We start from the raw sequence: 24769 nt of genomic DNA on the forward strand, positions 1-24769 counted from the left end.
TATAAGGGGTATATTTTGTTAACTTTTGGGGGTTACTTTGTTAACATGTAAGGAATTATTTGAAGGCACAATCAGCTTTAAACCTATGAATTACAGGTTTTTTCGATAAAAAGACGGTAGGTTTCCAAATGCAGATTTAAAATATTTGCTGAACTGTTTTGGATTTCCGAATCCCACTTCATAAGCAATTTCAGCTATCGACAATTTCGAGTTCTGAACTAAATGCATGGCACGTTTGAGCCGGATATGCCGGATGTATTCCATCGGCGAATAACCCGTGATGGCAAGAACCTTTTTATAAAGGCCTACGCGGGTGATGTTCATTCTTTTGGCAAGCAGTTCGACAGAAAGCGAAGAGTCACTGAGATCCTTTTCAATTTCCTTTACCAGCGCACGGATAAACTGTTCATCAGCAGATGCGACATCGGGCTGCGCCAGATTGACATTGATCTGTTTTTTATACCGTTTTACCATTGTCTGCTGCTGATTGAGTATCTGCGCTAATTTTGAACGCAGCAGGTCAATATTAAAAGGCTTGTTGATATAATCTGTAGCACCCGCCTGCAAGGCTTCCAGTTCAATTTTCTGATTGACTATCGCCGTTACAATCAGCACAGGGATATGGACCAGCTTAGACTGGGTTTTTATATAGCGGCAAAAATCCAACCCGCTCTCTCCGGGCAGGCTGAGATCGGTGATAACAAGATCAACTTGCTGCTTGCTTAAAATTAATTTAGCCTCATTGACACCTTTTGCAGAGTAGATTACATAAGTTAACTTTAAGGTCCGCTCCAGGTAATAAAGAAAGTCAATATCATCTTCGACCAATAAAATAGCGGGTTTATCCTGCTTATTGCTTTCGGCGGGATCAGTGCTCGATGCGACCTTATTTAAAGGTAGTTGAACATAAAATGTCGTCCATTGCGCGTTGCTGTTCAGCCTGATATTTCCCCCCAGGAATTCGACATAATCTTTGACAATGGAGAGCCCGATGCCCGTACCCTGATTCAGTTTTCCATTTGGCACATCCAGCTGTATGTAACGTTCAAAAACACGGGACTGTAGATTTTCTGGAATCGCCGTACCCTGATTTTGAACTTCAATAAGCAGTACCTTTCCTGCTTCTTGTTCATTTATTTCGGCATTGAATGTCACAATGCCGGATATCGGACTAAATTTGATCGCATTCGACATCAGATTGAAAATAATACTTTCCAGTTTGTTTTTGTCGAACCACGCCGGGTATGTGTCTTGGGCAATATTGACCTGCAGGGAGATCTGATTGCTTTGAGCCATTCCAGTAAAGGCGTCAAGCTGTTCGCGGATAAATCCCATAAGATCGCCATATTCCTCGCTCAGTTCCAGTTCACTTTTCTCTAATTTCCTAAAGTCCAGCAGTTGGTTAACCAATTTGAGGAGGCGGTCCGCATTCTTCTTGATCAGGTTTAGGTCAGCTTTTTTTTCTGGATGTTGTTCTTCCTCCAGCAGCTGCTGTGCTGGGGTCAGAATCAAGCTGATCGGAGTCCTGAATTCATGACTAATATTGGTAAAGAAACGTGTTTTTAAAGCATCCAGCTCCTTTGCCTGTGTCGCCTGTTCCTGGGCGAGGTAAAGTTGATTGCGCGTCTTGACGCGCAGTTTTGTCAGATAAAAATAAGCCCACAGGACGACCACGATCAGGCAGGCATAGAAAAGGAAGGCCCAGGCAGAACGCCAAAAAGGCGGCTGTATATCGATTGTCAGGAGCAGCACGCCCTCCGACCAGCTATTCGAATCGATGGCATGCCGAATATATAAGCTGTAGCTGCGGGTATCTAGATTGGTGAAGTTGGCACGCATGGTCCCCGGTTCAAAATCAAACCATTCATCACTTAAACCAGCAAGCTGATATTGGTAGAGTCCATTATGCTGCTGTAGGTAGTCAAAGGTAGAGAACTCCAGTGAAAGAGCATTTAGATTGTACGGAAGGCTCAGTTCCTTGAGATTATTCAGGGCTTGATCATAAATGACCCGACCCGAAAATTCCTCACCTACAGCTACCCGTTTGTTGAATAAATAGAGGTTGGACAAAAGCGGCAAGATCAGTTCACTTTCGTGGCTAATTTTTGTAGGGTCGATAAAATTGAACCCTTTTGGCCCACCAAAAACAAGTCTTCCGTCCCGCATTTTTAAAGCGGCATTTTCATTGAATACATTCCCCTGAAGGCCCAGTTCCTGCGTAAAATTGCGAATGATAAACTTTTCTGCCTGCCCCTTGCCGACAATCGCCGACAGACCTTTGTTTGTTGAAGCCCATATCCCGCCCTGATTATCGACCAGTAGTGCCAGGATCGCATCGTCGCTGAGCCCATCATGCTGCGTGAGACAGCTTATTTTCGTACCGTCGATTACATGCAGTCCCTCTTGTGTCGCTATCCAGATGCGACCGGCCTTGTCCTCCTTAATATCATAAATCAGATCATTCATGAGTTTCATGGGCGAACTGGATGTATTGATATAGCTTATCCTACCGTCGGGAGCCAATAACGCCAACCCCGTAGCTGTGCCGATCCAGAGCCGTTTTTTCGAATCCTCAAATAAGACAGAGATATAATTGCTGTTGATGGTTTGGCCCTGCGGTGTATATGTTTTCGAAAACTGTTCTGTTTTTTTATCGAACAGGTACAAGCCAGCACTTAGCGTTCCTATCCAAAACCGATGCTGACTATCTTCATAGATTTCCCACACGCTATCGTCGTTCAATTTTCCGGGAGCCGAGTCACGGTGGAAAACCTTAAAACTTTTGCCGTCGAATCGACACATACCGCCCCGGTAAGTTCCGATCCACAGCCTGTCTTCCGTATCCAGCAATAAAGAAACAATCACATTGGAGCTCAAACTATTGGGATCGTGAGGATCATGCAGATATTGCATAAAGGTTTTCTGACGGATATCGTAATAGAGCAATCCACCGCCGTTTGTCCCGATCCAGAGATTGCCTTTGCGATCCTCTACAAACTTATTGACATCGTCAAAAGGAAGCGATTTGGGAAGCCCCGGGTAGTTCCTGATTAAAGAGAATAACAGTAGATTGGGATGATAATAACTGATGCCCCCTTTATACGTTCCCGTCCATATAATGCCCGATTTATCCCGATATAAGCACGTTATACTATTGTAAGGCAGACTTCGTAAGTCATATTTATCATTGCCGATGATTTCGACACTTTTCGTTTTCTTATCGTAGACATTGATGCCACCATGGTCTGTGCCCAGCCAGAGAAGTCCTTTATCGTCTTGCACGATATTGCCTACAAAGGGATTGGACAGTTCTTTTTGAATATGCCGGATTGCCCCATCTTTTGAGTCAAGCCAGTATACACCGATTGGAATATCCTTTGAAAAGATCCATAAGATCCCCTCCCGGTCGGCAAATAGATTATAGTTTACTCGTTTATTGCTGATCGGCAATAAGCTGGTTTTGATACGTTGCAGTGACTTTGTATCGATGTGGCCCAGCAGGCCATTTTCGTAGATTACCCAGATCGTTTGCCCTTGCCCCCCTATCACATCCGCAATTCGGCTGTTTTTGGTCAGTTGCGGCACAGTACGGTACGTTTTGGTTTGGCCGTCGTACAAGACCAGCATACGATCGCTATACAATAGCGCAAAGGTCTGCCCTTCCAGCGGCCTTACGCTGTGTACGTCTTTGACGGGCAGCTTCAAGCTGTTCAGTATAGAATCCAGGTGCTGGTGGATGATGCCTGAGCGCTGATCATACACATTCATCCCGTTGTTGGTCCGGATCCAGACATTGCCTTCCGGTCCTTCGAAGATTGCTGAAATCACATTTCCACTCAGGCCTGTGTGCTTACTGGCAGAATATCGGAAATTTGTGAATTGTACCCCATCAAATCGGCTCAGGCCCGACTCGGTACCAAACCACAGGTAATTGTTCTTATCCCTAAGGGCACAGTTGACGTGATTATGAACCAAGCCTTGGTCAGAAGTTAAGGTTTTAAACGCATAGGTATTGACCTGGCTCCATGCCGGAGATTGACCTACAAAAAGGAAAAGAAAAAGGCCGAGATACGCGTATAAAAAAGACTTAAGCTGCTGCATTGGTTATGATCTCCCCAATGATACAAAAATTGAGCAAATCCAGCAAATCTGGGCATTCTTTTTAACGGTTTACCTGTATACCAACTTGTTTTGGCCATTTTGTTAGATCTATTTACCTGTCTCAGTATGAGCGGCATCCACAGGTTTCGATTCTGGAGATCCTTTTTGCCGGAGAAAGATTGTTAATATCACAATCGAAGCGACCGAAAGAAATTCACTTTGCCAATTCTGAAAAGTTTCAAACCAGAACTGGGGTTCTGCTAGAAAATCTAATAAACTTTTTTCGGGTTTTCCCTGCAAGCTTTCCTGCAGGTTGGCATCTTTAAAACTACCGTAGAGATGGCCTGCCCAACTTACAAGAAACAGGACAACAAAGGCAATCGATAGCGAATTTTGATAAAGAATTAAACGCCATCCCCCTTTCTTAACCGGCCCCGGCGCATCTTTTCGGGTTGGATCGGGAAGCCGATCAACTTCTTCGGGTTTTTCCGGATCTTTTGATTCTGCAGACCCCACTTGCCGCAAAGAAATTGTCAGCATTACATAAAGTGCCATTTGTAGAAATTCGCTTTGGAAATTTTCAAATGTTGATGAGAAAAAATGACCGCTTCTCAAATATGCAGAAAATAGGAGTTCTGGAGCCCCCAGATCTTTCAGATTCTCATTGTTTTCTTTCCATCCAAAAAATGCCTGAGCGCCTAGTGCTGATACAAATAAAATAATAAATACAATGGAAAGGCTGTTCCTATAGAAATAACTTTGCTTTTTGTTCTTCATGGTGATCATTTAAAAAATTTGATAATCGCTTTAACTCGCTATTTAAATGTCAGTTATTATCCGCCCATCACAACCTGATTTGAATTTTCAATCACAAAACCAAGTTATTACCGGCAATCACCTGCATTCAATGAATCATCCTTTCACCCTGAACAGCACCAAAAACATAAAGGTTTGGCACATCGATATGTTACATATACTTCATCTTAGGAGAGAAATACCCTTAATCAAGATGTGAACAATTACGCACCATTATTTATCGAACCAAATCTACTTTGGATGAGTTCCCCTAGAACACAGATTAATAATTGGTTAAATGCATTCAAATGCTAAAATATAAATTATGAAAGCAGCAGTATTCCATAAGCCCGGCGACATCAGGGTCGATCATGTACCTGATCCAAGTATACTTGATCCTCGGGATGTAATTCTAAGAGTGACCGCCACCGCTTAAAATATGTGGCTCTGATCTACATATTTTAAGCGGTGCAGTTCCGCAAAAGGAAAATATGATCATGGGGCACGAATTTATGGGGATCGTGGAGGAAGTAGGTTCAGAAATCACAAATCTAAAAAAGGCGACCGTGTAGTTGTCCCCTTTCCGATTGCTTGCGGAAAATGTTTTTTCTGTACGCATGAAGCGTCTCCCGCCTGTGAGAATTCAAACTTTAAACATTACGGGCCCCACAGCATTCCACTTGCTGAAGCTGCGCACGGTTATCAGATTTTCAACGAGAAAGAAGACGATTGCGTTAAAGCAGTATTAAAACCCTAAGAAAGAGCAACCGGGAAAACTCGCTTCAAGATAAGCAGCTTTGCTGAGAACTTGAAGTGAGTTTTCCTTGCAGTTGCTCATTCGATCAATAAAAGCATTTTATTGAAGAAGTTTGTTCTGAAAGGCGAATCGCACCAGATCAGCCGTATTTTTTGTTTTTGTTTTATCAATCAGCTGCTGCCGATGGCCTTCAACCGTACGTTTGCTCAGAAATATCTGATCTGCTATTTCAGCGTTTGTAAAACCACGGGAGATCAGTTCCAAAATAATTAATTCCCGTTCAGAAATATCGTAGCGATGATAAATAGCTTCTTTATCGATATTAATAGGTTTGTTGAATTGAAAATGATCGAGAAGCGAAAGACCTATTTCCACAGAAATATATCTTTTACCTTGAGATATTTGTACTATACCCGCTACAAGCTCATCATAATCTGAGTTTTTGGATAAAAAGCCAATTGCCCCGGCCCTAAATGCATCAGCAACAGTACTATTATCCTCAACCATCGATAAGACAGCAATGTCAAGATCAGGATACTTGGCCTTCACTTTATGGATCATTGTAATGCCATCCATCTCTTCCATTTTAATATCAGTAAGTATAAGGTCTGGCAATTCATTTTTATCCAGAAATTCCAGCGCCTGAAATCCGTCTCCCACCTCTCCAATAATGGATAACTGCTTATGTGACTCCAATATTAGTCGCAAGCCATTCCTGACCAAGGTGTGATCGTCGACAAGTAATATTTTATACATCTTTAGTAGAAAAATGGTATGTTTTGCGGAATTACACTCAATTTGCTTGCCATTTTTTCATAACTGGATAATTTTATATTCCTATTTTAAATATTGTAATATTTACTTATTACCCTACGTATTTTTACTTTCCTTTAAGTATCTTGTATTATGTAATTTTGTCTGAATCAATATCAACTTAAGATATCTATGAACAGTCCCACTACAGCTGAGCAATTGGCAACTGAAAATATCGAACTGAAAAACAAAATAGCTGAACTTTCAGAATTTATTGATAGAGCTTCTTTGGCCCTTCATTGGGTAAATCGCGATGGCATTATCATCTGGGCCAATCAGGCGGAGCTTGACTTGCTCGGCTACACTGAGAAGGAATATGTTGGGACCAGCATAGCGTCATTTCATGCTGATCAGGACACAATTTCCTCTATCCTGAGGAAACTCTTAAACAACGAGCGCATTGAAAATTATCCAGCGACCCTAAAATGCAAAAATGGGGACATAAAACATGTCACCATAAATTCCAGTGCGCTAATGAAAGATAATGAATTCGTTCATTCCATGTGCTTTACAAAAGACGTGACAGAAGCAGTTCGTGCTGAACAAAGAAAAGATAAGCTGACGGCAATACTACGCGAGAAGGAAGAACGTCTGCGCCTTGCCCTTGCTTCCACGGGACTGGGAACCTGGGACTGGAACGCTCAGAAAGAAATTGTCAATTTATCCGAAAGGGCACAGCAAATACTTGAATTGCCTTACCCCGCCCAGTCTAAAAATACGGTGATAGAAATTATTCATCCGGAGGATCGTTTTGCCATCTACCAGCAGATGAAGGGGCTCAGTGAAAACGGGGCCGAAGATCATTTTGAATTTACCTGCCGGGTCATTAAACCGAAAACCTTTACCATTGGATATGTTAAGATAACAGGTCTTGCCTACTTCAGTGGGCCAAAGACATCAAGAAGGATCATAGGAACTATTATGGATATCACAGATCAGAAAAAATCCATGGAAAAAAGTGCTGAACTCGCAGCTATCGTAAATTCTTCTTACGATGCGATCATCGGAAAGACGCTGGAGGGGATAATTACCAGCTGGAATGATGCCGCTTCCACTCTTTTCGGTTATACTTCCTATGAAATGATCGGACAGCCGATCTTAAAAATAATTCCGCCCGACAGACACGCTGAAGAGGATTATATTTTGGGCAAAATGCGCCTCGGACATTCCATTAAACATTTTGAGACTGTCCGCCAAACAAAGTCTGGAAAATTGATCGACTTATCACTGACTATATCTCCCATAAAAAATGAGCATGGAGAGATTATCGGTGTTTCAAAAATTGCCCGGGACATCACCGAAAAAAAACAGGAAGAAAAGCGGAAGAATGTATTTATATCCATGGCCAGCCATGAACTTAAAACTCCCCTCACTACCGTGCTGATGAGCGCTCAGATGATGCAGCTCCATGAAGATATCTTTGGGCAGAAAAGTGCCCAGATGGCAGTAAAGATCGAATCCCAGATTAAAAAGATGATGGTGATGATCGCAGACTTTTTAAGTATTGCCCAAGCTGAAGAAGGTAAGCTTCAGCTTCAGAAAACCAACTTCCAGCTGGAAAGACTGATAAGGGACTGTACGGATGATCTCGATTCAAAAAAACACCCTGTTGAAATCTTCTGTGATCCAGATCTGTACCTATTTGCCGACAGGGCAAAGATCGATCAGGTGATCAGCAATCTGGTCAGCAATGCCGTGAAATACTCCCCTTCGGGAGGAAAGATCACCGTCGGTACCGATAAATCGGGAGATACAACACGCATATACGTTCGGGATGAAGGTATTGGTATAGACCTTAAACATCAACAGAATATTTTTAAATCGTTCTACCGTGTCGATAATTTAAATACGTCCAATATCTCCGGCTTTGGAATCGGCTTGTACCTGGTTGCGGAAATACTTCGCCAGCATGGCTCAGAAATACAGGTGCAAAGTGCCAAAGGTAAAGGATCAACCTTTTACTTTGATCTGTAGCGATATAGGCAATTCGTCAGCATAACCCCGCTATCTAAACTCATTCTTTTTTGATGTGTCAATCCCGTGCGAATTGCCTTTTTCTATTTTTCTGAAAATTTAGCAATTGCTTTTTTCAGATCGATTCCTTTTCCAAGTACCGGTTTAAAGATATCTCCCATTTCGTTCATCCTTGCGATGGCGTTCCGGATATTGAAATCACTGATCTTAAGCCCCTTCTTCACCTCATCCCAATGCAGCGGCATCGATACTGTAGCTCCAGGTTTCGGTCTTACCGAATACGCAGCAGCAATTGTAGCGTGGGGTCTGTTCTGTAAAAAATCAAGGTACATTTTTCCTTTCCGGTCTTTTACTGTCCTTTCAAGACTCGTATAATCCGGGAGTTCATTGTGCAGCAAGGTAACCACCACGCGCGCAAATTCCTTGGACTGCTCGTAATCATATTTCCCACCGAAAGGGATATAAATATGTAGACCTGTCGAACCGCTGGTTTTACAGTAGCACGGCACCCCCATATCATCAAGTATACTTTTTGTTACCTGGGCAGCTTCGATTACCTGGTCGAATGAATTTTTATCAGGGTCAAGATCTATTATGCAGAAACTTGGATGATCGGGCTTTTTGACTGTGCTGCTCCAGGGGTTCATTTCGATGCAGCCCAGGTTGGCCATATAAAGTAAGGTTGCTTCATCTTTTCCAACCAGGTAATGTTTGTCCTTTTCATCCGTATCACTGTGGTAAAGATATGTTTCCGCCCAGTCGGGAGCAGTATCGGTCACGTCTTTAAAATAAAATCCTTTCCCTTCGATTCCATTTGGAAAACGGTTCATGCTCTGCGGCCTATCTTTTAAATAAGGAAGTATAAAGGGCGCAGCTTGATAATAGTAATTGATCAGATCCCGCTTCGTATAGCCCTCATCTGGCCAGAACACCTTATCCAGATTAGTAAATTTTAGTTCATGGCCGTTTACTTTCCGAACCTGCATTTTATCTTTTGGGTTCAGCAAGGTTTTTCTTCCTTTGTCTGCTCTAGCTTTGACGAGCGAAGCGGTTTTATCCGCAACAACTGATTCCGTTGATGTTTCCTCCTCCATTATCACTTTTTTTGCTGATTTATCTTCGCGCATTCCATCAAATGACGGGTGCCGCATCACACCGTCACTTGTAATTTCCGTAAAGCTTACTTCGCAGACCAGCTCAGGCTTGAGCCAGGTTACCGAAGCATGCGGCGGATTGGGACGGAAACGCGAGGGTTTGTTGACGTCAGGTTCCTCGGCAAATGGTGCTTTTTTGATGACTAAAGGTTTAAAAAGGGCCATCATCTCATGCTGTAATTTTTCATTGAATCCTGTACCGACCTTTCCGGTGTAGATCAATTTTTTCCCCTCATAAACTCCGACAAGAATACTGCTGAAAAGCTTGCTCGAATCATCATTCAGCGTATAACCGCCGATGACAACTTCCTGTCTTTTGTTGGCTTTTATTTTAAGCCAGTCCTTTGAACGGGCCTTTGCATAATATGGACTGTCGGCTCTTTTTGCCATTATACCCTCCAGTCCAAGCTTTCTGGCTTCTTCCAGAAAGGAAATGCCCGAAGTATGAAAATGCTCGCTGATCAAGATGTTGCTGCTTTGTGGTAAAACTTCCTTCAGGATTTCCTTACGGTCTATAAGCGGCAGTTCTTTGAGATCTTTTCCTTTATACCAGAGGATATCAAATACGTAATAGACAAGATCTCCATCCGCTTCGCTACGCCAGTTCTGAAGTGAGCCAAAATTTGCCGTACCGTTTTTACCCAGCACGACGATCTCACCGTCCAGTACAGCGTCCACATCCAGACTTTTTAGGGCATCATAGATCGGGTAGAATTTTTCACTGAAACTCTTACCGTTTCTTGATTTTAGTTCTAGCTTACTGCCTTTCTTAAAGGCTACAGCACGGTAGCCGTCCCATTTTACTTCATAGACCCAGCCCTGATCGTCAAAAGCTTTGTCAACCAATGTGGCAAGCATAGGCTCCAAAGTCTGATAGAAAGCCTTTTTGGGAGCCTTTTTCAGAAGAGCTGCCACATTACTTTCTGTTTTGGTTTCAGTGGGCACTGCCTGCAGCTGATCTTCAATAATTTCAGCGGCCTGCTTAGCACCCTTACCCTTTTTATCCTTTACGGTCGTATCTTTTTTGATGATATTCTTTCCATATATCTTGTCAGGTGATTTTTCCATCTGTGCAATACTCTTGCCCGATATAACCGATTTGTCCTTTAATGTAATATCCTTTTTATTGGCGTACTTATCTTCCAGCTTAAAAAGAAGCCAACCGTTATCTCCCCTTCCATGAGCCTTCACAAGCGCAAATTCACCTTTGAGCTTATTGCCATTCAGTCTAAACTTCAATTTTCCTGAATGTAGCTGATGCAGTAAACTCTTCTCCTGTTTTGAAATATCCGTATCCTCTTCATCGACTGGCTCATAGGTTCCCTCATCCCAGACGATAACCGTCCCGCCACCATACTGACCTTTTGGAATAATTCCCTCAAAATTACGGTAATCATAAGGATGGTCTTCGACCATCATGGCCAGCCTCTTTACTTCGGGATCTGTGGACGGACCTTTTGGTACGGCCCAGCTTTTGAGAACGCCGTCCATCTCCAGACGGAAATCATAATGGAGATGCGATGCATCGTGTTTCTGGATGACAAAGCGGAGCTCCTTCCCGTTGGGTTTTCCTCCAAATGGTTCCGGCGTCTCTCCAGGAGCGCGTTTTTCTCGGTATTTCGTTAAGCCCATAGTTTTAAAATTTACTGTGTCACTTATTAAGGTAATCTTCCAGCATTGACTACCATTGGAATTACATTATTATGCAAATAACATGGCTCGTCTGCGAATGGTTGGATTTTAGATTCAACTATTTTCTTTCATAGGAAATTTGACGAAGAGCTAGGCGGAAGAAACTTTAGAATCATGAAGCATTGCTTCAGCTTTTACCTTTTCAAGAAAGCTGCTTCGAAAATTTTCTATTTGTTGTACATGCTGTATACCTACTTGAATCGATACAACATAGGCTTCTGCTGTAATATCTTTTGTAAGAATCTTTATAGGAAGACTATGATCAATTTCTTGAAATTCGACAATACTCTCCGCCAGCCATTTTTTCCATTCCTCAATATCGCGGCCCGTTACAATGGTAAGTTGAAGATTCAAGCGAATATCCGATTCCTCAAATGTCCAGTTGACCAGACGTCCCGAAAGAAGATCTCCATTGGGAATAATTACCTGCGCCCCCTGATCAGTCAGTAAAGTGCTGGAACGGATACCCACCTGCAGAACCTGCCCCTTCTTGTCGGCAAGTTCCACATAGTCCCCAACTTTAAAAGGACGTTCGAACACCAAAATAACGCCGGAAACAAAATTATTTATAATATTTTGAAGACCTAAACCGATTCCGACACTTAGTGCTCCAACAATAACAGTAAGCTTATCAACTCCCAGACCTAGAATACGGATCCCTATCAAAAAGCCGGCAATAAAGATAACCACGCGGACAAGCGGTAGCAAGGCTGTGCGCCGCTGATTTATCTTTGCCTCTGGTTGATCAAGCAGATCCTTTAAATTCTTCTGGATCCAGTTTGCCGTCCAGACAACAGCAAAGGCTAAGAGCACGTCACCATAGGTGTAAGTGATGCTTCCTATGGAGTGGTTACTGTGCAGCAGACGATCAAAAAGTCTACGGATCTCACTGGTTATATGCAACGTATTGGCCCAAATAATAATGACCAATATCGTAGAAAAAAGTCCGATTACACGATGTAAAGCGGTAATCATCTTTTCCTTATCAAATCTGCTTATAAAATGTCCTTCTTTAGCATTCTCATAGGAATTAAGCAGATCATGGGCCATCATATCCCGAAAAGCATGCAACGACAGAGCCTGGAGTAAGCCCACACCAGTAGCAATACTGCAGGTACGTGCTAAATTTAAGAAGCCGAACAAATTAAATAGTATAGCCGCCGTCATGATTACTAAAAGCCCCCAACGGGCAAAAGGGCGCAAGGAATCGAAAGGGACTTTGCCATTTTTTTTCCGCCCAAGCACCCAAACAAGCCAGATGCCGATCACACCGACCATTAACGAAGCGATCCTCGAAATCCAGTCTATGTCCACCACCAGATTTACGGTCAGCAAGAGGACGTAATAAAGGAAAACAAATTGCATCATCCTTATTTTAGCATCTGACAACTGTGCGGCAGTGAGCAGGTACAAAAAGCCAAAAATCAATAAATAACTCAATTCGATTACAATTACGGGAACCCGAAAAGAGGTGAGTGGCAAAAGAACGAGAAAAAAAACGGCGAATTTTAGAATAGGGATCCACCAAGGTTTGTTTCGATGTAAAGGAAGCTGTTCTTGCGATCCGATTTCGCGCTTTCGCATTTGATAAAGCCAATAGAAATAAGCAAGGCTCAATATCAGCAGAAGGAAACGACCGTCCCACGCACTATCATAATAGCGTTGTGACAAACCGTCCTGCTCCAGATTCTTTTGTATGATGCTTTTCCAATAACTCCAGGATGCTGCAGTTTGTGGCGCCTGAACAAGTTTTTGCTGTTGTTGTGCTTTGGTGCTTAGATCATCCATATCCAATAACAGTGACTCAATATCTCGTTGCAGGGTCGCTACACTATCCTGGACAGCGCTCCAGGAGGATGCAGTTGAGTCTTGTGGCACCGTTTGCTTCCTTAGCACATCTACTTTGCCACGTAACAACAGTACAGCAGGCTTAACCTCCCGGATATAGCCTTGGACACCTGTTACCCCTCCTCTATCCTCTCTACGCTGCCAGGCCACCTCACGTTTTACACTGTCAAATGCTGTGTAATAATGATCGACTTGGCTGCGCCATTGTTCAAGATACGTTCGTGCGGTGGCCAGCGGATTATCTGGCAGTGAGTCACGCACGCCTACCGAATCGACTGCTGCGGGCAGTGAATCGATCTTTTGACCAGAAACAAGGGAACAAAAGAGGCTAAGTTGGAGTATCCAGCTTAGCCTCAGCATTGAACAAATGATTGAATTTATACTTTTTACCATTCTCTTTTTTTATTTTAACAACTTTATTCTTTAGTCAGGTTTAGCCGGCGAAGGTTGTCTCTGTAAAGAATCTGTACTGTCTCGGCCTAAAGAGTCATTGGCCATCGCGCCTGACTGCCCATCGTCCACATGCGTGGAAGAGTCATAGCTCCCATTTGCGTCATTTCCTTTGTTGCTACTATTGCCACATCCCCAAAGACCGAGGACTGCCAATATCAATACACTAATTTTTTTCATATCTAATGAGTTTAAGTTTCGAACTATTCGAAGATTGAACAGTACAAAAAACGGAAAGGTTGTCCGTCAGCAAATTTTGGGTAAAAATCAGCCACTAGCAGTACTAGTACGCACCGTATAAATAACTCTATAAAACCAACTTATTTTATTGATGCATCACGTTTACAATCTACTTTAGCTGTTGATGAAAAGTGAAGTGATTAACCAGGGATCCGATGACCCCTGTCAATTTCCTGGAGTACTAAATGATAAAATCCATATCATTTTCTTCTGACGCAATAATCATCTGTCAATGAAATAAGCTTTATAGGACTAATACAAAGAATATAGTACTTCATACATATAATTGGGTATTAGTCCATTAAACCAAGTTGTTCTTGCAACCGTTCATCGAACAAAGGTTTAGAATGCATAACCTCCATCTATGGCAGTTACCGACATGGACATACGAGGGAATGTTAAATAAAAAAAATTATGGCACAAAAACCCCGTATCCTGACCTGGCATATTCATGGCTCCTATTTATATTATTTGTCACAAGGAGATTATACTCTGTATATTCCTTACACGCCCGAAAGAGGACCCCGATACGTTGGAAGAGGCGACACATTTCCTTTTGGTGAAAATGTCATCGAAGTACCTGCTAATGAAGTACGTCATCTTGAGTTCGATCTTATCTTATTTCAATGTGATGAAAATTACCTGGAAGATCAATACATGATCTTGTCAGAATTACAGCAACTATTGCCCAAGATTTATATCGAACATGACCCGCCATGGCATCATCCCTGTGATGAAATCCACCCTGTAACGAATCCAGCGGTCACATTGGTCCATGTTACGCATTTTAACAATCTAATGTGGAAAACAAACATTCCAGATGTTCGTGTAATCAGCCATGGAGTAGATACCCACGGCGTTACCTATAATGGTAGCCTAAAAAAAGGCATTGTTGTCATCAATAATCTTCCTTCCCGCGGACGTATGCTTGGCAGCGATATCTTTGAGCGTGTACAGAAGCAGGTACCACTTGATATCATCGGTATGGATAACGCGCCATACGGCAAGCGCGAAGTGCTGCATCCACAATTGCCCGATTTCATTAAAGACTATCGATTCTTTTTTAGTCCAATACGTTACACGAGCCTTGGCTTAGCAATTTGCGAGGCAATGATGGTTGGCCTCCCGATAATTGGATTAGCAACGACGGAACTATCAACTGTTATCGAAAATGGAAAAACCGGCTATATCGGACTAGATGTCGATGAGCTAATTATCGAGATGAATAGGTTGCTATGCGATCCGATTCATGCGCAACAATTAAGTGCGCATGCACAGCATAAAGCCCGGGAGCTTTTTGATATCACCCGCTTTACGCAACAATGGGAATACTTAATCAATAAAAAAATTAACTAATACATTTTATAATGAAAAAACAACTAGCTTTTATTAGTGATCATGCCTCGCCGCTTGCAACATTGGGCGGCAAAGATAGTGGTGGCCAAAATGTGTATGTGGCTGAAGTAGCCACGCAACTTGCTCTAATGGGTTACCAGATCGATATTTATACGAGAGCAGAAAATCAGTATCAAGAACAGATCGTCTACTGGAAGCCCAATATCCGCGTTGTTCATATCCTAGCAGGGCCAATAAAAGAGTTGCCCAAAGAAGAGCTCTATGGTCATATGGAAGAGTTCAGCACGAATATGATCGATTTTATCACGGAAAATCAATTGAATTATCATTTGGTCCATGCTCATTTCTGGCTTTCTGGCCTAGTGGCCATGGAGGTAAAAAAGCAGTTAAAAATCCCTTTTGTTATTACCTTCCACGCCTTAGGCGCAGTGCGTAGGATGCACCAGGGCTGTTCAGATAAGTTTCCGAAAGTACGTGAAAAAATCGAAAAAGATATTATTTGGGCTGCAGAGCGTATTATAGCAGAATGTCCAAACGACCTAAAAGATCTTATTCAGCATTATCAGGCGCCGCAGGACAAGATAGAGATTATCCCCTGTGGTTATAATCCTTCTGATTTTCATCCTATCGACCGTACCGAAGCGAAGGATAAATTGGGCCTAGACCCTTCCTTCACTTATATTTTACAGCTCGGCCGAATGGTGAGACGCAAAGGAATTGACAACGTAATTGAGGCTTTCTCACACGCGCAACATGCATTACCTGAACTTAGGCTTTTAGTTGTAGGCGGCAACTTTGATTCGGTCGATGACCGCAAAGAATATGAATATTTGCAACATCTTTGTACCGAACTCAATATAGAAGATAAAGTCATTTTTACGGGACAAAAAGATCGCGATAAGCTGAAATACTTCTATGCTGCAAGTGAATTATTTATTACGACGCCTTGGTATGAGCCTTTCGGAATTACACCATTGGAATCGATGGCATGTGGCACACCAGTAATTGGTGCCGATGTCGGAGGAATATCGTTCACTGTTCGCCATGAGGAAAACGGTATACTGGTACCACCACAACAGCCGCAACAATTATCTTCGGCTATTATCGAATTAGTAAGCAATGACCGCAAACGCCTAAAATTTTCTGTCAACGCACTTCGCCACGTCAAATCTTTTACCTGGAAAACGATTACTGAAAGTATAGCCAGACTTTATGAACAATGCCTACCAAAGACAAGCGAAAAAGAAGCAATTAATCAGATAAAACAGAGTTTCATTGGCTCTTCACGAACCTTTGAGAAGGCAGCAGAAGTTATGGCTGGCGGGATCGCTAGACTGTCATCTAAAATGGTTTCAGTACTCCGTAGTAACAGGAAAATCATGATCTGTGGCAATGGCGGCAGTGCTGCTGAGAGCCAGCACTTTGCTGCTGAATTGGTGGGCCGCTTTGAAATACCCCATCGGCCCGGATATCCTGTGATATCGCTCAATACTGACGTTTCGGTCATGACCGCTTGGGCCAACGACTTTGGCTACGAAACGGTATTTTCGAGGCAAGTACAGGCCCTTGGACAATCTGGCGATATGCTGATATGTCTCAGTACTAGTGGAAATTCAGCAAATATTATCAATGCCCTAAAAGAAGCTAGTAAATTAGGCATTTTCTGTGCAAATCTATTGGGCCATGACGGCGGCGAGGCGGCGCAGTACGGTGAGTACAACCTGATAGTGCCATCTGACAATACAGCCCGCATTCAGGAAGTACAGCTCCATATAATCCACCAGCTCTGTGCACTTGTAGAACAGCAAATGGTCGCCCAAGCAGACGGAAATAAGCGTATCCTAGTGCAAAAAAAACTGATCGCGTAGGCCATGGAAAAAGCAATATTTTTAGATAAGGATGGAACGCTCATCAAAGATGTGCCTTACAATGTGGACCCCAAAAAGGTTGCATGCTACCCGGATATATTCAATCCCTTACGCCTTTTACAAAAGCGAGGATATAAGCTAATTGTCGCCAGCAACCAATCGGGTATTGCGCGTCGCTATTTTACGGAAGAAGATTTGGCGATTGCTTTTTCTGAACTTCGAAAACAGCTCATGGCTGAGCGTATCCACCTGGACGGCATTTATTACTGTCCACATGGCGATATAGCGAACGAGTTTCAATGTAGTTGTCGCAAGCCTTTACCGGGAATGTTATTTCAAGCAGCGGAGGAGCTCCATATCGACTTAAAAAAATCGTGGATGATCGGCGACATTCTAAATGATATGGGAGCCGGCAGAGCCGCTGGCTGTAAAACTATTTTAGTGGATCGTAGTCATGAGGAACGCGAAAAGGACCGAATTTCAGATCCGAAATTTAGACCCGATTTCATTATCGACGATTTTTATGAATTAAATCAGGTTGTCACATTAGAAAAAGAATATTATGAATGAAATTACATTAAATAAGTTGGTCGCAAAAGGATTTAACAACCCCAGCGTTCTTGTTTTAGGAGATTGCATGTTGGATATTTATCTAGACGGTGAGTGTAGTAGGCTAGCGCCCGATGTTGCGGTTCCTGTCCTCGACGTAAAGTCTGTACAGTACTGCCTTGGCGGAGCCGGAAATGCCATTACCAATCTTTGCAATATGGGGGCCAAAGTCTCTGTCATTACCATGCTGGGCGACGATCACAGTGCCCAGACGATTGCCCGGGATTTGCGGTTACAGGGAATTGATACGAGCAACATACTTTTTAATGCTAACTGCCAGACCCTTACCAAGACTCGATTGCGCCGAGAAAACCAATGTCTCTTACGCTATGACATCGGCCAGATCTATGAATATACTCCCACCCTCTCAAGACAATATCTCGCTGATGTAAAAAGAGTGCTCAAACATATCGATATCATTTTTATAGCAGATTATGATAAAGGTAACATTACGGATGAGCTGATTCAGTTACTTTATCAGGAGCAGCAGAAAAATCCTAAAATTATAGCAGTAGACAGCAAAGACTATTACAAATATAACTGCCTGCGACCCGATCTTGTTAAACCAAATTACGAAGAGGCATGCAAGATATTGGGACATAAGCCAGAAAAAGATCGCATCACACAAGCGTTGGAATGGTCAGAAAGCCTATGTGTTATTTCGAAGGCAAACTGGGTGGCCCTCACCCTGGATAAAGATGGCGTGATCTTATTCAAAAAAGACAGCGAACCCAAACATTATCCCGTACCTGTTTTAAAAGAAGGAAATTTTTCAGGTGCTGGGGACACTTTTCTAACCGTACTGTGCCTAGCTTATTATAATAAACTGGAAGAGGATATAGCCCTTACATTGAGTGTCAAGGCGGCCCAGATCGGTATACATAAAAGTGGTACCGCTAGCTGCAGTTGCGAAGAGCTTGCTCGGGACCTCCACGACAGAAATGACAAAGTGATTAGGGATCTTAGCAACCTTGAATCAGTGTGCGATATGCTTCGCCACGAACATAAAATTGTATTTACAAATGGCTGTTTTGATATCTTTCATGCTGGTCATGCACATTACCTCCATGAGGCAAAGGCGCAAGGAGATATCCTGATTGTCGGCATTAATACGGACGAAAGTATTGCTCGTTTAAAAGGAGATTCCAGACCCATAAATTCACTAAGCGAGCGTATCGAGGTGCTGCGCGCGTTATCGGCTGTAGATTACATCGTTCCGTTTGGTGATGAGCTCTCTGACGACCCAATTCCGGTGCTCGAAAAAGTGAAGCCCCATGTATTTGTTAAAGGCGAGGCATATGAAAGCGAAGAAATGCCCGAAATGGGACTGCTTCAAATATTGGGAACCCAACTGGTCTTTATTCCACATATACACAAACAATCGACAACTAAGATTATACAACGTGTGCAGGAAAATGGTGGCCAATTCTTAAAAAAAATCAGCTAATATGGATGAATGGAAAGATTGTAGAAATATGCTGATCATCCGATTGGATAATATGGGGGATTTGATCATGAACAATGCAGCGTTCCAGCAGATAAAAACAAATATGCCGCACTGCAAGATTACACTTTTAGCATCAGAAATGGCTATTCCTATCATTCCATTTCTCGGTACAGTAGATGCTTATATACAATACGATGCACCATGGATGAAGTTAAGCAAGCAAGATTCCGCCACTTGCACCGAAGCCTTGATCGCCGATATTCGGGAAAAACAATTTGATGCCTGTATCATATTCAATGTATATAGCCAGAATCCCATGGCTGCGATTATGTTGGCATATCTTGCAGATATTCCAAAGCGAGCGGCTTATATGCGTGAAAATCCCTATACATTGCTCACACATTGGATTCCAGATGAAGAGCCGTTGTTTCAGGTCCGGCATCAGATTACAAGGGATCTTGAATTAGTGAAGTACCTTGGCATTTCAACGCTAAATAGTTGCCTACCGAGTTTAAAAATACCTTCTGGCAAATTTTCAGTCTCCATTTCAAATCCTGCGATCAAACCTGTTATTGTCAATTACGATGTCTCTGAAGAGAAGCGTCGTATCCCGATTGAAGTCGCTCGAGCGCTCATTGAAAAACTGCTCGAACTGAACTTCCAGGTCGTTTTGGTCGGCAAAGAAAATAATGATTACTTAAGGTCCTGTTCGTCAATCCCTAATTCACAGAATCTGACAAATCTCATCGGGGCAACTAGCGTTTGTGATCTTTTGCAATTGGTGCAGCAGGCTGCTGCTGTAATCACAGTAAATACCGGCGTGGCTCACATCTCTTGCGCCCTACAACGTCCTACTTTGGTACTATATGCGCAGACTAATCCACAACATATCCCCTGGTCTCGCGATTCAGATTTTATTTTATATCCAGTCAGCTCTTCGGCCCAATCAAAAAATACAATCAATACTTTCGTTGATAGGCAGAACGGCACTTCTGAAATCGCGCCATTGACCACCGCTATAATCCTCGAAAAATTTCACGCATTGCTCGAGCGCACTGGTCTCAAAAGGAAACTGATGGGAGAAGGCGGTTGATTTCATTTTCAATCCGTGCAATACCAATGGGTTTAGTGAGGTCAAATGTGGTATGCAGGTTTGTATTGCGCGGACCCCATCGCTGTGGCTCGCCATCCATACTGATGACGATGCTCTTGGTCTGCAGTGCTGCAGCAATATGCGAGATCCCCGTACAGTTACACAGTAACAAAGAGGCTTCTGTCAAAAGACAGCCCAACATGCCTAAATCCAGCCTGGAACAAAGATTGACTGCCCGACACTTCATTAGTTTTTGCAATTCATCCACCAATAGTTGCTCCCCCTTAACTCCTGTCAGTACTACCTGATAACCCATCCTGTACATATATTCGCTTAAATATGCAAAATTTTTGACCGGCCAACGCCTTCTCGTGTCCCTGCTTCCTACATGCACGATGACAAAGGGTCGTTCTATTTCAGATTTTATGTGCTCATACGCTGCCCAGTCTGCTGGATATATAGGATAATACATCGATCGCGATACTTCTTCGAGACCTAAAAAACGGACGAGTGCCAGATGTCGGTCCACCTCGTGTAGGTGATTCGGATAGGTCAGCCAATCCGAATCACCTATAGCGGCTAAAGGTTTAAATCCAACCAACCGCCTTGCCCTAAATTGTGTTAAAAAATCGTTTACTATAGTTCCATCTCCCTGCATCTGGACGAGCAAATCATAATTTTCCGCCTGCATACGCAATATGAAGCGAGCCAATTCCTTGGGGTCGTGCGGAATTTCCGGAAGCGCCGGATGCCCCGGAAAATCATTATATTCGTCTATGCAATCAAAACGCTCCATTAGTGCTCGCATATGCGGTAGACCAATAAAATAAAGCTTCGCATTTGGATAATTAAATTTAAGGGCAGCTATCGCCGGTATGGCACACAGGAGATCGCCCAACTGAAGAGCACGAAAGATTGCGATTTTGAACATGCTATACAATTAGGAATAGTTTACAGGTTATATTAAATATTTAGTTCGATTTTTGAAAGGCCTGTCGTCGCCGGCCCATTTAACATGCTGCCGTTGACATCAAACCTGGATCCGTGGCAGGGACAGTCCCATGTATGCTCTGAAGGATTCCAGGCTACCGTACATCCCATATGTGGACACACGGGACTTAAACAAAATAATGTACCCTCTTTATCCCTATAGGCTGCCACTGTTTTACCTTCAAGACGGACAACTTTCCCTCCATATTTGGGAATATCATCTAGCTCTTTTACTGTCTCTGGCGAAAGCTTGTCCATAACAAAGTGCCTGACCGCATCCAACCCTTCGGACACCACACTTTTAACACTTGCGATCGGTTTTACACGGGCTGGGGACAACAATTCAGATAGAGGCGTTTCCATACCTTCAATCAAATCGGGAATGATCAGGGAGGCCATCGAACCGAAAGTCATTCCATTGCCACCATAGCCAGTGGCGATGTAAACATTGGACTCATCTGGCATTCTTCCGATATAAGGTAAGCCGTCTGCTGAAATATAATACTGGGATGACCATTGAGCAACAAATTCTTCATAATCAAAATGTTCATCAGCCCATTGCTTCAGGTCATCAAAATGTTTCTCCGTATCCTTTTCATCTCCAGTTTTGTGGTCAAATCCGCCAACGATTAAATACTGTACGTCCTCAGCCTGATGATACCTAAAGTAATGATAAGGATCATACAAATCAGCTGCCTGTCCGGCTTCAGATGAACCCTCGGAAAGCTTTAGCACCACAACATAGCTTCGGTACGGCGCTAATAGAAAATTAAATCTATTCTTTCCTGGCGGTGTATGTGTTGCCCAAACCAAATTTTTAGCCGTAAAGATTCTTTTATCCCTTGTTTTTATGGTAATTCTATTTTCATTATTGTCATAATCCTCGATCATCTGATTGGTCAGGAGGACACCACCTTCATTGATATAGGCAGACAACAATCCGTCGATATATTTAATCGGATGAAATTGACCTTGCCCCTCAATGCGAATCGCTTTTTTAAAAGGTACACTAAAGGGGATCGAATTTACCCAAGATGTCTTCAATCCGAGTTGTTGATGTGCTGCATAAATTTGATCAAGTTGCTCGTTTTGTCCCTCTTCAGCGCTGAACAGAAAAAAATCGCATACAGAAAAATCGCAGTCGATCCTATTTTTAACAATATTATTTCTGATGTAATCTACGGTATCAAATGTACTGATAAGCAGCTGTTGTGCTGCTGTTTCTCCAAAGTTATCGATAATCTCATTATAGGAAGCATCGTAAAAATTATTGATATGTGCAGTAGTTCCGCCCGTAGTACCGAATCCCGGATTTTCCTTGTCTAAAAGCAGGCACTTTATACCCCTATTTTGTAATTCCTTCGCTAAAGTTACGCCTGTAATTCCTGCTCCAACGATAATGGTGTCAAATGTTAGATCGATGAATTCTGATGAAAGATTGCGGGATTCAGCGCTTTGCCAAAAACTTCTATTGATTCCGTCTCGTGTCATAATATTTTAATTAAGCTGAAGGCTGGATGTCATATATCGAGCCCCAGAGGTGTATAATTATTATGGATTATTATTAGGGATGAACCATTCTATGGAGGAATCGTTTTGTCGGTAAATACGCAAAAAGGCGAACAAATACGCCTTAAACACCTGTATCAAACTTATTTAGAGGAGCAAATGTTCACTAATGCGGTTGAGAATAAATAGTCACTAATGATAAAAAATGATGATAAACGATCAAACAAATTATGAAAATTCTGTCCTGCCAGAATGGATAAAGAATAAAAATATAATAATTACCGGTGGCACGACAGGCATTGGACGTGCAACGGCCTTATTGCTCGCAACGATGGGGAATCATGTTCTGATATGCGGTCATCACCAACGGCAGCTGGACGACACGCTGGAAGACTTCGCTAAAATAACATGTGCAGGCTCATTGAACGGTATTGTTGTGGACTTGGCGACAGAAGATGGAATCCAGTCTCTCTTTCAGGAGTTTGACCATATGTATGATCGGTTGGATCTATTGATAAACAATGCCGCCGTTGCCTATCAATCGGTTAAAGAAGGAACATATTCAGACCAAGCCTATTTATTACGTATCAATGTTCTCGCCTATCTAAGCTGCTCACAAGCGGCCCTTTCCAGGATGGAACCCCACGGATCAGGACATATTGTCAATGTAGGCTCCATGAGTGCGGATGCCCGCGAGGCACAGAGTTCTGTTTACGTCTGTTCAAAAGGCGGTATCCAAGCATTTACCGAATCTTTACGCAAAGAAGTTAATCCTAAGGGTATACAGGTTTCCCTCATAGAACCAGGGGCAGTCGGAACCGATATGCAGCCCTATCCGCCCGAAGAACAGCGCGAAAAAATCGGAGCTATGGAAATGTTATATGCCGAAGACATCGCTCGATCTATCGCTTTTATCGTATCACAGCCACTCCGCTCGTCGGTAGTCAGTATGCAGGTTAAACCATTATTACAAATTATATAAGCATTAGTAAGACTTTTCAAAACTCAAAAAAATTCGACCCAGTGTGGAAAAATATCTGCCGGACTTAGCGGAAAATATTTTCTAAAGTCGGGGTGGAACAAAAAATTAAATAATTGTTTCTTTTTACGCGAAATCTTATCTTAGTATTCAACTTGAGTAAGTGCTGCAGGCGGGAGATCAAACGGGCTTTAAGAACGAACTAATCGGCCATAGAATCTGCCTGCTATTCAGGAATAATTATGAAGGATAAGGAAGAAAGAAATTGGCAGGTTGCCGATACAAAAGTGTTTTGGGGAGAAATTGCTCCCACAGATCATATACTGCAAATTTATGAAAATGAAGAGTCTTTTCTCTGTACGCTTGAGGGTTTCGTGCTAAGTGGCTTGGAAGCAGGTGAATGTGTCGTATTGATCGCTACACCAGCACACATCAACGCTTTACGGGACCGATTATCTCAAAAAGAACTGGCAATAGTTGATTTGATGGCTGATGATCAACTTATCTTTCTTGATGCAGAGGAAACATTATTCAAATTTATGGTCAATGGATGGCCAGATGCAATGCTTTTTGACCAAACCATCTCAGCCATTGTCAAACGCGCCACCAATAGGAATCGCTCGCTTCGTGCCTTCGGTGAAATGGTTGCTTTGTTATGGGCCAAAGGAGAAAAGTCAGCAACAGTACATTTGGAGATATTGTGGAACCGTATTTGTGAAATGCAGCACTTTTGCCTTTTCTGTGCCTATCCAAGCAATGGTTTTACCCAAGAAGCTAATTTATCTGCCGATACAATATGCTGCGCACACGCTAAAATGATCAGCGGAGATCAAAAATCGTCAACAAATATTTTTTACAAATCTGTTTCTCAGCAGCAATCAGGAGTCGTAACTTAAAGCGGTATCTTAACTCGAAATATAGCCCCCTTACCTATTTCACTTTTCACGGATAGCTCGCCCTTATGTTGATCCACAATGTCTTTACTAATATATAAACCTATTCCAAACCCCGAGATATTGGAAGTAATATCCGCTGCCCTGTAAAACCGGGAAAAGATATGACCTTGTTGTTCCGGGGAAATGCCCATACCAAAA

17 protein-coding genes and 1 pseudogene are annotated in these 24769 nt (G+C 42.6%); 9 read left to right on the top strand and 9 right to left on the bottom strand.

Going from position 1 to position 24769, the window contains the following annotated elements; translation table 11 throughout:
• Positions 1 to 90 precede the first annotated feature (90 nt).
• The gene (locus B3C94_RS22870) at positions 91 to 4101 is read right to left on the bottom strand and encodes a hybrid sensor histidine kinase/response regulator transcription factor (protein WP_293908148.1); all 4011 of its coding nucleotides are present in this window, start codon (positions 4099 to 4101) and stop codon (positions 91 to 93) included.
• Positions 4102 to 4209: 108 nt separating this feature from the next.
• Positions 4210 to 4878: a DUF6766 family protein gene (locus B3C94_RS22875; RefSeq protein ID WP_293908150.1), complete on the bottom strand. Its 669-nt coding sequence runs from the start codon at positions 4876 to 4878 to the stop codon at positions 4210 to 4212.
• Positions 4879 to 5221: 343 nt separating this feature from the next.
• On the opposite strand from B3C94_RS22875, the pseudogene B3C94_RS23490 reads away from it, so the two are divergent.
• Positions 5222 to 5545, top strand: a pseudogene (locus tag B3C94_RS23490) (alcohol dehydrogenase catalytic domain-containing protein); the annotation flags it as partial.
• Between the two features lie 207 nt (positions 5546 to 5752).
• Here B3C94_RS23490 and B3C94_RS22890 read toward each other — a convergent pair.
• Positions 5753 to 6409, bottom strand: a complete 657-nt coding sequence (locus tag B3C94_RS22890; protein ID WP_293908154.1) for a response regulator — start codon at positions 6407 to 6409, stop codon at positions 5753 to 5755.
• A 189-nt stretch (positions 6410 to 6598) separates the two neighbouring features.
• Between B3C94_RS22890 and B3C94_RS22895 the strand changes: the two genes are divergently transcribed.
• On the top strand, positions 6599 to 8440 hold the full coding sequence (locus B3C94_RS22895) for a PAS domain-containing sensor histidine kinase (RefSeq protein WP_293908156.1): 1842 nt from the start codon (positions 6599 to 6601) through the stop codon (positions 8438 to 8440).
• Positions 8441 to 8523: 83 nt separating this feature from the next.
• On the opposite strand, the gene ligD is transcribed toward B3C94_RS22895, so the two are convergent.
• From ligD to B3C94_RS22910, 3 genes are all read right to left on the bottom strand, one after another.
• Complete coding sequence (gene ligD, locus B3C94_RS22900; RefSeq protein ID WP_293908158.1) at positions 8524 to 11226, bottom strand: DNA ligase D; 2703 nt, start codon at positions 11224 to 11226, stop codon at positions 8524 to 8526.
• A gap of 150 nt (positions 11227 to 11376) precedes the next feature.
• Positions 11377 to 13494 carry a mechanosensitive ion channel family protein gene (locus B3C94_RS22905; RefSeq protein WP_293908161.1) on the bottom strand — a complete coding sequence of 706 codons (2118 nt, stop codon included), beginning with the start codon at positions 13492 to 13494 and terminating at the stop codon, positions 11377 to 11379.
• A 63-nt stretch (positions 13495 to 13557) separates the two neighbouring features.
• Positions 13558 to 13764, bottom strand: coding sequence for a hypothetical protein (locus B3C94_RS22910; RefSeq protein ID WP_293908163.1), 207 nt, complete (start codon positions 13762 to 13764; stop codon positions 13558 to 13560).
• Positions 13765 to 14238: 474 nt separating this feature from the next.
• Here B3C94_RS22910 and B3C94_RS22915 point away from each other — a divergent pair, with 474 nt between their 5' ends.
• From B3C94_RS22915 to B3C94_RS22935, 5 genes are read left to right on the top strand one after another with little or no spacing between them, the layout of a single operon-like run.
• Positions 14239 to 15180 carry a glycosyltransferase gene (locus tag B3C94_RS22915; protein ID WP_293908166.1) on the top strand — a complete coding sequence of 314 codons (942 nt, stop codon included), beginning with the start codon at positions 14239 to 14241 and terminating at the stop codon, positions 15178 to 15180.
• An 11-nt stretch (positions 15181 to 15191) separates the two neighbouring features.
• Positions 15192 to 17048 (top strand): glycosyltransferase, encoded by a 1857-nt coding sequence (locus tag B3C94_RS22920; RefSeq protein WP_293908168.1) that lies wholly within the window; start codon positions 15192 to 15194, stop codon positions 17046 to 17048.
• Between the two features lie 3 nt (positions 17049 to 17051).
• Positions 17052 to 17618, top strand: a complete 567-nt coding sequence (locus B3C94_RS22925) for a D-glycero-alpha-D-manno-heptose-1,7-bisphosphate 7-phosphatase (RefSeq protein ID WP_293908170.1) — start codon at positions 17052 to 17054, stop codon at positions 17616 to 17618.
• On the top strand, positions 17611 to 19104 hold the full coding sequence (locus B3C94_RS22930) for a PfkB family carbohydrate kinase (RefSeq protein ID WP_293908172.1): 1494 nt from the start codon (positions 17611 to 17613) through the stop codon (positions 19102 to 19104). Before B3C94_RS22925 ends, B3C94_RS22930 begins: the two co-directional genes overlap by 8 nt.
• Position 19105: 1 nt before the next feature.
• Positions 19106 to 20197, top strand: coding sequence for a glycosyltransferase family 9 protein (locus B3C94_RS22935; RefSeq protein ID WP_293908175.1), 1092 nt, complete (start codon positions 19106 to 19108; stop codon positions 20195 to 20197).
• On the opposite strand, the gene B3C94_RS22940 is transcribed toward B3C94_RS22935, so the two are convergent.
• Together B3C94_RS22940 and B3C94_RS22945 are read right to left on the bottom strand one after the other, a co-directional pair.
• Positions 20166 to 21128, bottom strand: coding sequence for a glycosyltransferase family 9 protein (locus tag B3C94_RS22940; protein ID WP_293908177.1), 963 nt, complete (start codon positions 21126 to 21128; stop codon positions 20166 to 20168). The two genes, B3C94_RS22935 and B3C94_RS22940, sit on opposite strands and share 32 nt — an antisense overlap.
• Positions 21129 to 21160: 32 nt before the next feature.
• Positions 21161 to 22678 carry an FAD-dependent oxidoreductase gene (locus B3C94_RS22945; protein WP_293908179.1) on the bottom strand — a complete coding sequence of 506 codons (1518 nt, stop codon included), beginning with the start codon at positions 22676 to 22678 and terminating at the stop codon, positions 21161 to 21163.
• A gap of 223 nt (positions 22679 to 22901) precedes the next feature.
• Between B3C94_RS22945 and B3C94_RS22950 the strand changes: the two genes are divergently transcribed.
• Entirely contained in the window at positions 22902 to 23678 is a 777-nt protein-coding gene (locus B3C94_RS22950; RefSeq protein ID WP_293908181.1) for an SDR family oxidoreductase, read from the top strand.
• 239 nt (positions 23679 to 23917) lie between these two features.
• A complete protein-coding gene (locus B3C94_RS22955; protein WP_293908182.1) occupies positions 23918 to 24571 on the top strand; it encodes an MEDS domain-containing protein in 654 nt (217 codons plus the stop codon).
• Here the strand turns inward: B3C94_RS22955 and B3C94_RS22960 are convergent.
• A partial coding sequence (locus tag B3C94_RS22960; protein WP_293908184.1) for a sensor histidine kinase occupies positions 24568 to 24769 on the bottom strand: 202 nt, incomplete at its 5' end. The two genes, B3C94_RS22955 and B3C94_RS22960, sit on opposite strands and share 4 nt — an antisense overlap.

The organism is Sphingobacterium sp. UBA5670 (assembly GCF_002420705.1).
Classification (GTDB): Bacteria; Bacteroidota; Bacteroidia; order Sphingobacteriales; family Sphingobacteriaceae; genus Sphingobacterium.

Bases quoted from the DNA above. Each gene is read 5' to 3' on its own strand.
- B3C94_RS22890 (WP_293908154.1), bottom strand. From the start codon at position 6,409: ATGTATAAAATATTACTTGTCGACGATCACACCTTGGTCAGGAATGGC.
- B3C94_RS22905 (WP_293908161.1), bottom strand. From the start codon at position 13,494: ATGCTGAGGCTAAGCTGGATACTCCAACTTAGCCTCTTTTGTTCCCTT.
- B3C94_RS22870 (WP_293908148.1), bottom strand. From the start codon at position 4,101: ATGCAGCAGCTTAAGTCTTTTTTATACGCGTATCTCGGCCTTTTTCTT.
- B3C94_RS22950 (WP_293908181.1), top strand. From the start codon at position 22,902: ATGATGATAAACGATCAAACAAATTATGAAAATTCTGTCCTGCCAGAA.
- B3C94_RS22925 (WP_293908170.1), top strand. From the start codon at position 17,052: ATGGAAAAAGCAATATTTTTAGATAAGGATGGAACGCTCATCAAAGAT.
- B3C94_RS22910 (WP_293908163.1), bottom strand. From the start codon at position 13,764: ATGAAAAAAATTAGTGTATTGATATTGGCAGTCCTCGGTCTTTGGGGA.
- B3C94_RS22930 (WP_293908172.1), top strand. From the start codon at position 17,611: ATGAATGAAATTACATTAAATAAGTTGGTCGCAAAAGGATTTAACAAC.
- B3C94_RS22875 (WP_293908150.1), bottom strand. From the start codon at position 4,878: ATGAAGAACAAAAAGCAAAGTTATTTCTATAGGAACAGCCTTTCCATT.
- B3C94_RS22955 (WP_293908182.1), top strand. From the start codon at position 23,918: ATGAAGGATAAGGAAGAAAGAAATTGGCAGGTTGCCGATACAAAAGTG.
- B3C94_RS22935 (WP_293908175.1), top strand. From the start codon at position 19,106: ATGGATGAATGGAAAGATTGTAGAAATATGCTGATCATCCGATTGGAT.
- B3C94_RS22940 (WP_293908177.1), bottom strand. From the start codon at position 21,128: ATGTTCAAAATCGCAATCTTTCGTGCTCTTCAGTTGGGCGATCTCCTG.
- B3C94_RS22915 (WP_293908166.1), top strand. From the start codon at position 14,239: ATGGCACAAAAACCCCGTATCCTGACCTGGCATATTCATGGCTCCTAT.
- B3C94_RS22945 (WP_293908179.1), bottom strand. From the start codon at position 22,678: ATGACACGAGACGGAATCAATAGAAGTTTTTGGCAAAGCGCTGAATCC.
- ligD (WP_293908158.1), bottom strand. From the start codon at position 11,226: ATGGGCTTAACGAAATACCGAGAAAAACGCGCTCCTGGAGAGACGCCG.
- B3C94_RS22895 (WP_293908156.1), top strand. From the start codon at position 6,599: ATGAACAGTCCCACTACAGCTGAGCAATTGGCAACTGAAAATATCGAA.
- B3C94_RS22920 (WP_293908168.1), top strand. From the start codon at position 15,192: ATGAAAAAACAACTAGCTTTTATTAGTGATCATGCCTCGCCGCTTGCA.